This window comes from Prochlorococcus sp. MIT 1011 (assembly GCF_047305235.1).
GTDB lineage: Bacteria > Cyanobacteriota > Cyanobacteriia > PCC-6307 > Cyanobiaceae > Prochlorococcus_B.
Genome location: NZ_CP138983.1, coordinates 1,893,880 through 1,908,356, shown reverse-complemented (window position 1 = coordinate 1,908,356; position 14,477 = coordinate 1,893,880). Strand labels below are relative to the sequence as shown.

Genomic DNA, 14,477 nt, shown 5'->3' with positions numbered 1-14,477 from the left:
TATAGAACTATTGGACAATATTTCTGATTTAGATTTTCAATACAGATTTAAATATTTTCAATGTCTGAAAATTTCAGAAAAGATACAAAATTCATTCCCATGGCTGCTTAACAGATTTTCCTGATTGGCTTTCAATCACAAACCCTATCAGCCATACTGAAACAAAAGCCAGAGAAGTTAACCCGAAAAAAATAAGTACATAAATTAACCAAGCATCAATATTATGACCAAAAATCAATAAATCTTGAACATCATTATTTGTAGTAAAAATAAAAAAATGATGTGAGAAAATTAAAGTCACTTGAAAATTTAAATTAAATTGATGAATTGAATGAACAAGATCTCCTGGCCCAAAAATAAATTAAGAAAGTAAAAGAAGGGCCAAAAAGCAAAACCCATACTAAAAAATGATTTATGGAAAAAGGTTGAGGATGAATTATGCCCGCTAGGCGAAGAGAAATACTGACTAACAAAGCCATTAACCAAGTAAAAAGCATCAACGTCAGCTTTGAAGTCAGCATAAAGATTAGAAAATTAATCCATAATGCACTATGTTAATTCATCGAACATAAACTTTATATGAGCGATCTAGAAAAAATGAATTTATCTGATTTAGACGGTATTAACCCCGCACTAACTAGATATGGAAGGAAAGAGCCTGCTCCTGTACTACCTCTTAGAGAAGAACCCGATTTATTATCGTGGCTAGAAACTAGTGGAAGATTAGTTTCTGACGAAGATTCGAATGATCAAGAAATAAGTACAGTTGAAGAAGAAGAACTTTCAGCTCTAATGGGAGAAAAAGAAGACTATAAAGCCGAAGAAGATACAACAGATGAAGAGTGGGAAGATTAATTTACTAGCCTTAGTTTTGAAAAAATATAACAAGCTTTTAAATAAAAAAAAAATATTAGTTTTTAATAATATCAATTACCAAATAATTATTTTATTTGGAATAATAACAGGTATTTCTATATTTTCTGATTTATATTTTAAAAATAATTATTTAACTATTACTTTTATAATTACAACTCTTTTATCATCACTTATCACTTTTATAAGTATTCCTGTATTAAAAAAAATAAAAATCAAGCAGATAATTAGAGAAGAAGGTCCAAAAAAGCATTATCTCAAGCAAGGGACTCCTACCATGGGTGGAGTTTTTTTTATCCCAATAGGAATTATAATAAGCAATATTTTATATTTTAATAATCAAGATTACAAAATTATTTTAACTTTGAGCTTACTAATTATATCTTTTATGTTAATAGGCTTAATTGATGACTTTATAAGTTTGAAAAAAAAATTTAATACTGGTCTAACTTCGAATCAAAAATTAGTTTTACAATTTTTTATCAGTCTTATTTTTATTATTATTTGTGTAACAAACGATTTGATATCTAATAATGTTCAAATTACAAATAAAATTATTAATATAGGTAATTTTATTTATCCTTTAGGAATATTTGTATTACTAGCAGAAAGTAATTCAACTAATTTGACTGATGGCTTAGATGGCTTATTAAGTGGCTGTAGCGTATTAATATTCACAGGTTTAGCTATAACGATTTTAATAGAGAATCAAACCTACGCTGAAATCCTAGCTCCTCTTTGCATCGTAATGGCTGGATGTTCTATGGGATTTCTATTTCTGAATAAATATCCTGCAAAATTGTTTATGGGAGATTCAGGCTCTTTAGCTATAGGAGCATCTCTTGGTGGCATAGCTTTGATATCAAATAATCTCTGGTCTCTTTTAATTATGGGAGGTGTACTTGCAGCAGAATCAATCTCAGTAATAATTCAAGTAAGTATTTTTAAAATTTCTAAGCAAATAAAAGGAAAAGGGCATAAATTATTTTTAATGACTCCGATACATCACCATTTTGAGCTACAAGGTAACAAAGAGACTCAAATTGTAAGTAGCTTCTGGTTCATTACATTATTATTAGTAATATTCAATCTAATATTTATTACTAAACCCTAAATCTTCAAATTGAACTGATGACGTATTTTACTTGGAAAGAAGAGGGGTTAACTAACGACTGTGAAACATTAGATTCTATGGCCGCTAGGTTTGAAGAATCTGCAAGACTTATGAGAAAAATGTCCGCAGAAGGCTTTAAAGTAGAAAAAAGAAATAAAAGACAGATAATCACTCATACAGATTCAAAAATTTTTAATGATTGGGGCTTCGTTAGTGAAGAGCCACCATATCAACAACTTAAATTAATCCTTGAAAAGTAAATAATATAAAATCAATCTATTTATGATTAAAAATAAATACTAATAAAGTATAAAAACATTAAAAATTAATAACTTTTAAAAAATCGAAAATGTTTTAAACCATCTAAAACACCCTCTTTATCATCAGAAAAGAAAACTCTTTGTTGGGATCTAAATCCATCTAATGAAGAATCATGATCAAACGGAATAACATTAGTGGTTAATCCCCTTATTAACTCATCATCACCTTGTTGACTCGCTACTACAAGAACGTTTTCTAAAGATAACCCCCAACGTAAAGTCAAAAATCTAATCGCTTCTGCTCGTGATGCTCGCAAAGGAACAACATCTAAGTACCAATGACATTTAAGGTGAGGTGAAGCAGCAAGTCCAGACTGCCTAAGTCTTTTTCGTACCAAAGGTAAAATTGCATGACTAGGTTCTTTTAATAAATAACTAACCTTCAAAGCACCTTGGAATTCAGTTGATTGAAGCTCTAAATAATCTTTTAAATCGAACAAAACCTTCTCTACGTCATTACGACTCCAATCAACAGATATTGAATCTTGCCAAAAAATATCTGATTTGTTTTCATCGGCATAATAAATCTCAGTGCCTGCTTGGCATATCCACACTGCAGGCTTGGGTAGTTGTGTTTCTGCATATCGATAACGAGCAGCTTTAATTGATCTACCAGTTAAAATTCCTAATTGAAAATTTTGATTCAATGAATGATCTTTTATTTTTTTTCTCAATATTGATAAACCTTTAGATTCCTCAAGGTAGTTATCTAAATCAAGAAATAATAGTTTTTGACCTATAGGGCTGGTTTCTTTAGTATTTGCAAACGTCCAATAACGAGGTGCAAGAAATTTCAGACGCTTCTGCATCAATGCAATGTAATTACAAACATGAGCATCCCAACTGAAATGCCTGCTAACTCCCTCAACTCCATTGTTACTCCAAGTATTCCATAAAGATGGGTTTGACCCAGCAGTCTCTAAACCATCTCGAAACGCTTCTAAATCAGTTACATCTACAAGTAGACCATTATCACAACGAGACAGAATATCCCTTGGGCCACCATCATCAGTAGTCACCATTGGCAATCCACACGCGGCAGCCTCCAATAATGTCAAACCAAATGGCTCAGTTAAGGCAGGATTAACAAATAATCCATTTCTATTTGCGGCCCAACGATAAATTGAGGGAATCTGCTCTCTTTTATGTTGTTTTGGATAAGCAACTTTTCCATATAAATTATATTTATCAACCAATTCAAAAACTTGTTGAAATACTTCTCTTTGTTGTTTATCAAGCTGACGTGAATCTTCTCGACAACCTAAAATTAAAATAAGATTATGTCTTTGCTGCAATATCGACGAACGTCCATAAGTCTCAATCAACGCAGGAATATTTTTTCGCCTTACTGCTCTAGATATAGCTAAGAGAGGTGGAAGATTTATATCTCTCAAAAAAGGCTTGAAAAGTTTATTTAATTCTTTTTCTTCTTTATTTAAAGAATAAGCTATTGAGTGAAAACGATTTAGATCAACACCAGGTGGAATTATTTCTACGTTTTTGGAGCTAAATCGGCCATAACGAGCGTACTGAACATCAGATTCTTGTTTGGTACTTGTTATGAGTAGATTTGCATGCGCTAAAGCCAATTCCTCTGCATCAATTCTTTTACTAATTGAATAAGTTTGTTCTATTTGATCGTGATCTATTCCAGCAGCCAATAATCTTCTAAGTTTTTCACGACCTAGTGAATGGCCAGTAAAAACCAATGGCAAACCTAACCTTCTGCTGACTAATGCTCCAACGTAACCAGCATCGGCATAGTGAGCGTGAATCCAATCAGGCAAATTATTATTTTCTTTCTGTAATCTTTGTACTATTTGATCAGCTAAATCATCTAAATAAGGCCACAATAATTCTTTTCTGACATAACGTTTAGGACCAAAAGGCAATCTAATAATTTCTGCACAATTTGATATCTTTTCAATGGGCTTTGAGTAGTCAGAGGATACTTTTCTATCAACAATTAATCTGGTAATAAGTTCAACTTTTTCAACTTCGGGTCTTGCAGCAAGTCCTTTTACTAATTCTAAAACATATAAAGTTTGGCCTCCAGTATCCGAATCTCTTCCCAATTCAAGATCATGAGAACGGATTAAACCATGCAAATTTAAATGTAAAAGTTTTAACCCCAAATAAACCCTTTATGAAAGGATGAACGATTAATAGTAGATTTTGTGTTCGTTAAATCTAAAGAAAGGATAATATTTTTTTTCAAGTAAACATCAAATTTCCAAAATCCTTTCTATCACTTAATTTTTTTCAGTCTTCATAAATCAAAAGCAGCTAAATCAGTCAAAAAGATTAAGAAATATAAATAAAAACTTCAGGCTTTTATTGGAGGATGTAATTCAAGAACTTTTTTTAAATAATTACCAGTATGACTATTTGAATGTTGTCCTACCTCTTCAGGAGTACCCATAGCAATAATCTCTCCTCCCCTGTTACCACCTTCAGGACCCATATCAATAATCCAATCTGAGCATCTAATTACATCCAAATTATGCTCAATAACAATAATTGAATTTCCTTTATCTACCAATCTCTGCATAACATCCATTAATTTGTGAACATCATAAAAACTTAAACCAGTTGTAGGTTCGTCAATTAGGTAAAGAGTTTTACCAGTGGCTCTTCTAGATAACTCAGTAGCAAGTTTTACTCTTTGAGCTTCTCCTCCAGATAATGTTGGAGCAGGTTGACCAAGCTTAATGTATCCAAGACCAACATCTAAAAGTGTCCTTAATCTATCTGCAGCTTGAGGTATTGCTGAAAAAACATCAACAGCTTGTTCAACTGTCATTTCCAATACATCAGAAATAGAATAATTTTTATATTTAACCTGTAATGTCTCTCTATTAAATCGAGCTCCTTTGCATACATCGCATTGAACATAGACATCAGGAAGAAAATTCATCTCAATTACATTCACACCCTGACCACGACAAGCTTCACATCTTCCGCCTTTCACATTAAAACTAAATTGCCCTGCTTGATATCCTCGAGCTTTTGCTTCAACAGAGGTAGCAAAAAGTTGACGTATAGGATCAAATGCGCCTGTATAAGTAGCCGTATTAGATCGTGGGGTTCTACCTATTGGAGATTGGTCAATAACAATAACTTTATCTATTGATTTAATACCCTTCAGCTCTTTTAATCCTTTTGGAAAAGGGACTTTTAACCCTAAAGAGTGATTTAAAGCAGGATGGAGTAATTCATTTATTAAAGTACTTTTACCGCTTCCACTAACACCAGTAACAGCAACTAATCTACCTAATGGAAAATCTACTGAAACATTTTTTAGATTATTTTTATTGCAATCAATCAATCGTAATTTTCTTTGAACTGAATCTCTTCTAGTAGCAGGAGTAGGTATCGATGAACGCCCGCTAAGATAAGCACCAGTCAATGATTTTTTTGCAGACAACAAGCTATCTATCGACCCTTCAGCAATAATTTCTCCTCCATGTACACCAGCACCAGGGCCTATGTCGACCAAATGATCAGCTGCTCTTATAGTATCTTCATCGTGCTCAACAACAACCAACGTGTTACCTAGATCACGTAGTTTTTTTAGAGTAGCTAATAATCGATCATTATCTCTTTGATGTAGTCCAATACTAGGTTCATCTAAAACATAAAGAACACCTGTTAAACCTGCACCTATTTGTGTAGCTAGTCGTATTCTTTGAGCCTCTCCCCCGGACAAAGTCATAGCTGGCCTATCTAAAGTTAAATAATCAAGTCCAACATCCAAGAGAAATTGAAGACGTAATCGGATCTCTTTTAAAACTAGTTCCCCAATTTTTTTTTGTTTATTAGAAAGCAATTGCTTTGAATTTTTAGTTGTCTCAAGACCCATTAATTCCTCAACATTCTCAAGTGTGGTAGAAACACTTGATGTAGTGAGATCAGTTATTGCAAAAGGTCCAAGTTTTACAGCAAGAGCCTCAGGACGTAATCTCTTGCCATGACAGCTTGCACAAGGAACTAATTCAAGATATTTTTCTAACTTTTGGCGAACGGCTTCACCATTTGCATCCTGTAACTGTCTTTCTAAAATAGGTAAAATACCTTCAAAAGGTCTTTTAAATCCAGAATCTTGTTTATATCTACTATCTACCTTTATTAAAATTGGTTCTTTACTGCCATTTAACAAAATATTTTGTTGCTCTTCTTTTAAATCTTTCCAAGGGGTTTTTATTTCAAAGCCAAATGCCTCACCAACTGAAAATAATAATGAAAAATAATATGAATTATCTTTATCGCTCCAGGGTGCAACAGCAGCGTAGACCGGTAGTGATGGATCAGGTATAACTCTCTCACAAGTGAATTTTTTTAAGTGACCAAGACCATGACAATCTGGACATGCTCCATATGGACTATTAAATGAGAATAATCTTGGAGATAATTCTTCAATCACCGCCCCATGAACTGGGCAAGCAAAATTCTCAGAAAATAATCTTTCTCTATCAATACCTTCAGGAAGTTCTTCATTCTTTTTAGGTACTGCTTCGACTATTGCTAAGCCATCTCCCCTTTTCAAAGTAGTACTTAATGAATCAGTTAATCTCTCTTCAATACCCTCTCTCGCAATCAATCTATCAACCACTACCTCAATAGAATGAACTTGATTTTTATCTAATTCAATATTATCTGACAATTCTCTAACTTCTTTATTAATTCTCACTCGAACAAATCCCTCTGCAGCAAGTCCAGACAAAAGTTTTGAGTGTGTTCCTTTTTTACCTCTAACTACTGGTGCAAGTAATTGATATCTAGTCCCTTCCGGAAGAGTCTTAATTTGATCAACCATCTCATCAATACTTTGAGGCTTAATTGGTCTCGAGCACTCAGGACAATGAGGTTCTCCCGCTCTTCCAAAAAGCAAACGAAAATAGTCTTGTATTTCTGTAACCGTTCCAACTGTTGAGCGAGGATTATGACTGGTTGATTTTTGATCAATAGAAATTGCTGGGGATAAACCTTCAATTGAATCAACATCTGGTTTGTCAACCTGACCTAAAAATTGTCTTGCATAAGCAGACAAACTCTCAACATATCTTCTTTGTCCTTCAGCAAAAATAGTGTCAAAAGCTAAAGAACTTTTACCACTTCCACTAACACCTGTAAAAACCACCAATTTATTTCTTGGAATAGATAAATCAACATTTTTTAAATTATGCTGCCTTGCACCACGAATTGTGATGACTTCTTCACTGGAAGAACCAATATTTAATGTCTTTTTTTTGGAATTAGGTTTTGGACTTCCCATTAGGGAAAATTATTAATAGCTAATTGTATAGAAAAATATGCTCATCATGCAGCTTTGTGTTCCAGCAGGCTCGCCGCATAAGCATTAGCTTCTACCATTTCACCCCCAGCCAACAGAGCCAATTCTCTCTGCCTATCAGCGATTTCCTTTAAATTGATAACAGTAGACTTTGTATTATCAGCGATAACAACCTTTTTTAAAGAAAAATGATTATCAGCAAATGCTGCAATTAACGGTTGATGTGTCACGCAAAATACTTGCCGATGCTTTGACAAATCAGAAAGCAAAGTAGCTACGTAACTACTAACTGATCCACTAACACCTGAATCAATTTCATCAAAAATCAATAGATTGGCTTGATCAAAAGCAGAGAAAATTGCTTTTATTGCAAGAAGAACCCGAGATTTCTCTCCTCCCGAGGCTGTTTCTGCAAGAGGCGCTAGAGGCAGACCCGGATTTGCTGAAAACATGAAATTGACTTTATCAATCCCATTAATTGTTGGTTCACATTCTTCAAAAACAACTTTAAAACGAACATTAGGAATACCTAATTTTTTTAAGGTCATAATCAATTTATCTTCAAGTTGCAAAGCAATGATTTTTCTTATAGTCGATAAATCTTTATTAGACTTGTCCCTAATAATTCTCTTTTTCTGTTCTAAAGAAGAAAGTTGATTTATATTATTAGAACTATCATGAGAAGATAAACTATTAATTAATTGATTTTTATAGCTAATAAGATCTTCTATATTTCTATGATATTTTTTTTGATAAAATTTTAAAGTAGATAATCTAACTTGTAAATCATTTAAAAAAGATGGATCAATATCTAATGTTTTTTCATAATCACTAATCTGATAAATCAAGTCATTAAGATTATCAGTTATTCTATAAAAATTATCGAAAATTGGTTGTAATGAAGAATCAATTTGAGACAATGTTTTTAATTCATTAATACAAAAATTAGTATGGTCTAAAATTGATGGGTATTCATCTAAGCTTTCATTTAAACGAGTCAATAAAGATTTAACTCCTTCTTTTAATCTTAAAAGATTTGATAACCGATTCTGATTAGCTTCTAACTTGATTTGCTCATCTGGATCTTCTAATTCTAATTGATCTATATCTTCGTATATATACTGCATTTCCTCAAACTCATTTTTTGAAGCAGATATTTTATCTCGTACATGATTTAGTCTTAAATTAGCGTCATGCCATGTTTTCCAGTCTTGCTTTACTTTAATAATAGATTCTTGAATTTTCTTTAAACCTAATGAATCTAATAGGTTTAATTGATAAACAGAGTTATTCAAAATATAAGTATCTCCCTGTAGGGTAAAGTCAAACAAAAGCGATCTCAATTCTGATATTTGATCTCTATTAACTAATACACCATTAACTCTAAATCTAGATTTATATTTATTTTCTTTCAGCCGCCATTCTCTAGTCACAATCAATTCTTCCTCGACATCAAATTCTTGATTAATTAACCAGTCTTTTGTCTTTTGCAATATTGAAAAAACAGCCTCAATTGATGAAAAAGCTGACCCTTTAGCTACTAATCGATTATCTAGAGAAGTTTTTTTATTCGCCAACAAGGCATTCAATGTATCAATAAATATTGATTTACCTGAACCAGTTTGCCCCGTAAAAACAGTAAACCCCTTTTCAAAATCGATCTCTAAGTTCCCAAATAGAGCTATATTTTGAAAACGAAGGCTTTTTAGCATAACTAAAAGAAATAAAAAGACGCAGGCTAGGGGTAAAATGATCTAGAAGGGATGTAGAACATCGCCATACCAGAATGGCCGAAGAACTAAGCGATTTTATTGAAGCCTCAGGTCTGCTTGAGTATGACCCGATAGCTATTGACTTAATCTACAAAAAAAATCCAATTCGTCTAGTTAGAAGACTTTGGCAGACACTTTTACCAATTGGATTATTTTTACTTGGTGTTGGATGGGAAAAATTAATTGGTTCCTTAGAAAAAAATGAAAGAAAAAGATTTAGAGCCAAAGAATTTACACAACTTCTCGTCGATTTAGGACCAGCATTTATAAAAGCTGGACAAGCTCTTTCTACGAGACCAGATATTGTTCCTCCAACAGTTTTAGAAGAACTAGCTCAACTTCAAGATCAACTACCGGGTTTTGAAAGCAAACTCGCCATGGCATGCATTGAAGAAGATTTACAAGATACGGTAGAAAACATTTTTTTTGAGATAGATAAAGAACCAATTTCAGCAGCATCTTTAGGTCAAGTACATAAAGCAAAACTCAAAAGTGGAGAAAAAGTTGCTGTTAAAATTCAAAGACCTGGATTAAGAGAACAAATCACTTTAGATCTATACATCGCAAGAAATATGGCTATATGGTTTAAAAATAATATTGGAATTATTAGAAGTGATTTAGTCGCATTAATAGATGAGCTAGGCAAAAGAATATTTGAAGAAATGGATTACATTAATGAAGCTAATAATGCTGAAAAATTTAAAGAACTCCATAGAGATAATAAAAAAATTGCAGTACCCAAAATTTATAGGAAAGTAACAAGTAGAAGAGTACTCACAATGGAATGGATAGATGGTACAAAATTAACAAATATAGACGCTGTAAAAAATTTAGGAATTGATCCAAATGAGATGGTAGAAATCGGTGTGAGTTGCAGTCTTCAACAACTAATTGAGCATGGGTTTTTTCACGCCGATCCTCACCCTGGGAACATCTTAGCAATGGAAGATGGTCGTTTATGTTATTTAGATTTTGGCATGATGAGTGATATTACACAGCAATCTAGAGTTGGCTTAATTAGAGCAGTTGTTCACCTTGTAAATAAAAGGTTTGATAAACTTTCCAATGATTTTGTTCAACTAGGTTTTCTCTCGGAAGAAGTTGATTTGAGACCCATTGCGCCAGCTTTTGAAAGTGTTTTCACTAACGCTTTAGAGATAGGAGTAAATAAAATGGATTTCAAAGCAGTAACAGATGATATGTCTGGAATAATGTATAAATTTCCTTTTAAATTACCACCTTATTACGCTTTGATAATTAGATCTTTAATTACTTTAGAAGGAATAGCACTGAGTGTTGATCCAAATTTTAAAATATTAGGAGCAGCATATCCTTATTTCGCAAGAAGACTTATGGAAGATGAAAACCCAGAACTAAGAAATAGTTTAAAAGAGATGCTGTTTGATGAAAATAATCTAAAATTAGAAAGGTTAGATGATCTTTTAACAAGCGCTACTAAAGAAAAACAGTTAGATAGTGAGAAAATTTTAGATCAAACAATTGATTTTTTATTTTCTAAAAAAGGTCTCGTCCTTAGAAATGAATTAGTAAACATTTTAGCTTCAAAAATTGACTCTGTTGGATGGAAAACAGTAATCAAATTAAATAAAAAGCTTCCATCAAAAATACGTTCAAAGACAATAGAAAAGTCATCAACAAATAATATCAAAAAAGTATTTAATCTATCCTCAATTAATAAAATGTTTAATACCTCAAAGATTAAACCGGGATTCAAAAGAAAAATAATATTCAGAAAATTACCAAAAATTTTAGTAACTAAAGATACTTATAAAATGGGTTATGGTTTGATGAAGAAAACATCGGAAAAAGGATTGATTAGATTAGTTAAAGTTGCAGCTGGTGTATCTCAATAAATGTATTTAAATTATAAAAATATAATAATATTAGTAATTTTATTTTTTTATCCGAGCGTTAAAAGTGCTGAAAATATTTTTCTTTACAAAGGAACTTTTAGTAGAACAATTGAAATAGAAGAATTAAATAAATTTCATGAAACAAGAAAACCCAGCAAAAAATTAAAAAATTTAATGAAAATCACAAATCTAGATGATAAAGATCTTCATAATTTTTTATCTTATAAAATAGAAGTACCATTAAAAACAAGTAGTAGATTAATGAATAGTAAAATAGGCGAGGTGTTTTTAAGTAGACTGTCTAAAATTATTTATCCTAATAAAATATCAAATATCAAAACAAGCATTAAATCGATAAGATCTGGAATTATATTAAGCTCTTATAAAAATAATGAAAGCATTAATCTCATAGATTTTTTTGAAGAATATCCAAACAAAAATATTGCTATAGATCTAAACGCATTAAATAAAGCGCTTGAAAAAGCAGAATCATTAAAAGAGTTAATAGATTTCTATTCCAATTCTCCTTTTCAAAAGCTAAAAGATGGAAGGTCTAGCACTTAGATTGTTTAAAATTACTTGTTAAATAAGTGGCAATTTCTAAAAAGCTAAAGCAACTATTCTCTTCTAGCCCAAAAAAAAACAATTGGGATGGGCTTATAGAAGCATATAAACCTTGGCTACCAGTAACAAATAAAACTCCCATCATTACTTTAAAAGAAGGCGCAACGCCTCTTATAGAAGTCAAATCAATAGCTAACCGAATTGGAAAAGGAGTAAAAGTATATGTGAAGTATGACGGTCTTAATCCAACAGGTTCATTTAAAGATAGGGGCATGACAATGGCTATAAGTAAGGCAAAAGAAGAAGGTTGCGAAGCTGTAATTTGCGCCAGCACAGGTAACACTTCAGCATCTGCAGCTGCCTATGCGAGCAAGGGAGGGATGAAGTCTTTTGTTATTATTCCAGATGGATACGTAGCCCAAGGAAAACTAGCTCAAGCCTTAGTTTATGGAGCAGAAGTATTAGCTATTAAAGGAAATTTTGATAAAGCATTAGATATTGTTAGAGACTTGTCAAAAAAATATCCAATAACATTAGTTAATTCTGTAAATCCTTATAGATTGCAAGGTCAAAAAACAGCGGCTTTTGAAATAATAGAAAATCTTGGAAATGCTCCTGATTGGTTATGTATTCCAATGGGAAATGCAGGGAATATAACTGCCTACTGGATGGGATTTCAAGAATTTTTCCATGCAAATAAATCGAAAAAGCTTCCTCGCATGATGGGCTTTCAAGCAAGCGGTTCTGCTCCCTTAGTTGAAGGTAAGCGTGTTAACAATCCAGAAACAATTGCAACTGCAATTAGAATTGGCAATCCTGTTAATAAAGAAAAAGCTCTTTTAGCAAGAGAATCTAGCAATGGTAAATTTTCATCAGTTACAGATTCAGAAATAATAGATGCATATAAAATTCTTGGAAAAGAAGAAGGAATTTTTTGCGAACCTGCTAGTGCAGCCTCTATTGCGGGTTTATTAAAAATCAGAACTGATGTACCAAAAAATTCAACTGTTGTATGTGTTTTAACTGGTAATGGTCTAAAAGACCCGGATTGCGCAATTAAGAACAATGATTCTATTTTTCATACTGGTGTCGAGGCAGAAATAAATTCAATAGCAAAAAAGATGGGGTTTTGAAGACATATAAATATCCAAAAAAAAAACTGTCTGTTAATTTCGTATCTATGTGGTTGTTTATTTTGTGGAAAAAACATAAAAACCTTTAGATAAATATTTTATCTTTTTCCACAGATGATCTAAAAGGTGGATAGGTGTCTTTTTGTCCACGAACAAAAACTTTTATCCACAGCTCTAAAACTAAAAATGCCTGATTATATCTATGTTTTTTTTAATAACCACAAAAACCACAGGACCTACTACTCCTAATTCATTTTCATATAAAGAATCATAGAAAAAGAATAGAAGTAAAAATTTTGTTTTTTTTAACGGTATTGCTTTTTTGAAATAGCTATGAAATTCTTATATCAATGGATTTTTTTGAAATAACGGAATGAAGTTAAATTGCTCACAATCTGAGTTGAATACTGCTCTTCAGTTAGTTAGTAGAGCCGTTTCTAATCGACCAACACACCCTGTCTTAGCAAATGTTTTATTAGCAGCTGATGAGGTTACAGGAAAACTTCGCTTAACTGGCTTTGATTTAAGTTTAGGAATACAAACTTCGATATCAGCTTCTATAGAAGATAGTGGTGCTATTACTTTACCCGCTAAATTATTTGGTGAGATTGTTTCTAAATTATCTAATGATTCTCCATTAGTTTTAACTTCTGATGAAACGAGTCAACAAGTCGAATTAACAAGTAAAAGTGGTACATATCAAGTAAGAGGAATGCTTGCGGATGATTTTCCTGATTTACCTTTGGTAGAAAGTGGAACTTCATTAAAATTAAATCCTTTACTTTTATCTAATGCAATTAAATCTACTTTATTTGCATGTAGTACCGATGACGCTAAGCAATTACTTACGGGTATTAATCTTACTTTTGACGGGTATGGTATTGAATCAGCAGCTACAGATGGTCATCGATTAGCAGTTTTAAATTTAAATAATATTTTATCTAATTCAGAAGATTTAAATAAGCCTCTAGATGTTGATAAGTTTTCTATTACATTACCTTCTAAATCTTTAAGAGAAGTTGAAAAGTTTTTAAGTGCTTGTGATATTAGTAAGCCTATTAATTTTTTTATTGATAAAGGTCAAGTAGTTTTTATATCTGTTGATGAAATTATAACTATTAGGGCTTTAGAAGGTTCTTACCCAAATTATTCTCAATTACTACCAGAAAGTTTTTCTAATATTTTGGAGTTTGATAGAAAAGAGTTTATTGCTTCTTTAGAAAGAGTTGCTGTTTTAGCTGATCAACATAATAATGTTATTAAAATAACTACTGATAGCTCAGATAAATTAATTAAAATAAGTACTGATGCTCAAGATATAGGTACTGGGTTTGAGTCTTTACCAGTTTCTTTTAAAGGTGAATCTTTTCAAATAGCATTTAATGTTAGATATTTGCTAGATGGACTTAAAGTGATAGATTCAAGTCTTATTAAGTTAAGTTGTAATGCACCTACAACGCCTGCTGTTTTTACACCTATCAATAGTGATGTAAAATTTACTTACTTAGTAATGCCAATACAAATAAGAAATTAA

The 14,477-nt window shown here is 31.9% G+C and carries 11 protein-coding genes; 7 read left to right on the top strand and 4 right to left on the bottom strand.

The features are described from left to right. Nucleotides 1-91: 91 nt before the first annotated feature. Nucleotides 92-301 (bottom strand): hypothetical protein, encoded by a 210-nt coding sequence (locus SIB75_RS11245; protein ID WP_413683411.1) that lies wholly within the window; start codon nucleotides 299-301, stop codon nucleotides 92-94. Nucleotides 302-579: 278 nt separating this feature from the next. Between SIB75_RS11245 and SIB75_RS11240 the strand changes: the two genes are divergently transcribed. The 3 genes from SIB75_RS11240 to SIB75_RS11230 are packed head-to-tail and all read left to right on the top strand — an operon-like array spanning nucleotide 580 to nucleotide 2,247. Then, complete coding sequence (locus SIB75_RS11240; RefSeq protein ID WP_413683410.1) at nucleotides 580-855, top strand: DUF3134 domain-containing protein; 276 nt, start codon at nucleotides 580-582, stop codon at nucleotides 853-855. Then, nucleotides 836-1,987 (top strand): phospho-N-acetylmuramoyl-pentapeptide-transferase, encoded by a 1,152-nt coding sequence (mraY, locus tag SIB75_RS11235; RefSeq protein WP_413683409.1) that lies wholly within the window; start codon nucleotides 836-838, stop codon nucleotides 1,985-1,987. Before SIB75_RS11240 ends, mraY begins: the two co-directional genes overlap by 20 nt. 17 nt (nucleotides 1,988-2,004) lie before the next feature. Beyond that, complete coding sequence (locus SIB75_RS11230; protein ID WP_413389449.1) at nucleotides 2,005-2,247, top strand: hypothetical protein; 243 nt, start codon at nucleotides 2,005-2,007, stop codon at nucleotides 2,245-2,247. A 65-nt stretch (nucleotides 2,248-2,312) separates the two neighbouring features. On the opposite strand, the gene SIB75_RS11225 is transcribed toward SIB75_RS11230, so the two are convergent. The 3 genes from SIB75_RS11225 to SIB75_RS11215 all read right to left on the bottom strand — a co-directional run bounded on the left by SIB75_RS11225 (nucleotide 2,313) and on the right by SIB75_RS11215 (nucleotide 9,312). Then, complete coding sequence (locus SIB75_RS11225) at nucleotides 2,313-4,442, bottom strand: HAD family hydrolase (RefSeq protein WP_413683408.1); 2,130 nt, start codon at nucleotides 4,440-4,442, stop codon at nucleotides 2,313-2,315. Between the two features lie 191 nt (nucleotides 4,443-4,633). Continuing rightward, nucleotides 4,634-7,582 (bottom strand): excinuclease ABC subunit UvrA, encoded by a 2,949-nt coding sequence (gene uvrA / locus SIB75_RS11220; RefSeq protein WP_413683407.1) that lies wholly within the window; start codon nucleotides 7,580-7,582, stop codon nucleotides 4,634-4,636. Between the two features lie 44 nt (nucleotides 7,583-7,626). Then, nucleotides 7,627-9,312, bottom strand: a complete 1,686-nt coding sequence (locus SIB75_RS11215; protein ID WP_413683406.1) for a DNA repair protein RecN — start codon at nucleotides 9,310-9,312, stop codon at nucleotides 7,627-7,629. Nucleotides 9,313-9,386: 74 nt separating this feature from the next. Between SIB75_RS11215 and SIB75_RS11210 the strand changes: the two genes are divergently transcribed. From SIB75_RS11210 to dnaN, 4 genes are all read left to right on the top strand, one after another. Continuing rightward, nucleotides 9,387-11,246 carry an ABC1 kinase family protein gene (locus tag SIB75_RS11210; protein ID WP_413683405.1) on the top strand — a complete coding sequence of 620 codons (1,860 nt, stop codon included), beginning with the start codon at nucleotides 9,387-9,389 and terminating at the stop codon, nucleotides 11,244-11,246. Continuing rightward, nucleotides 11,247-11,810, top strand: coding sequence for an alpha/beta hydrolase (locus SIB75_RS11205; protein WP_413683404.1), 564 nt, complete (start codon nucleotides 11,247-11,249; stop codon nucleotides 11,808-11,810). It begins immediately after the preceding gene. Nucleotides 11,811-11,836: 26 nt separating this feature from the next. Continuing rightward, nucleotides 11,837-12,943 carry a threonine synthase gene (gene thrC, locus SIB75_RS11200; protein WP_413683403.1) on the top strand — a complete coding sequence of 369 codons (1,107 nt, stop codon included), beginning with the start codon at nucleotides 11,837-11,839 and terminating at the stop codon, nucleotides 12,941-12,943. Nucleotides 12,944-13,316: 373 nt separating this feature from the next. Further along, nucleotides 13,317-14,477, top strand: coding sequence for a DNA polymerase III subunit beta (dnaN, locus tag SIB75_RS11195; protein ID WP_413683402.1), 1,161 nt, complete (start codon nucleotides 13,317-13,319; stop codon nucleotides 14,475-14,477).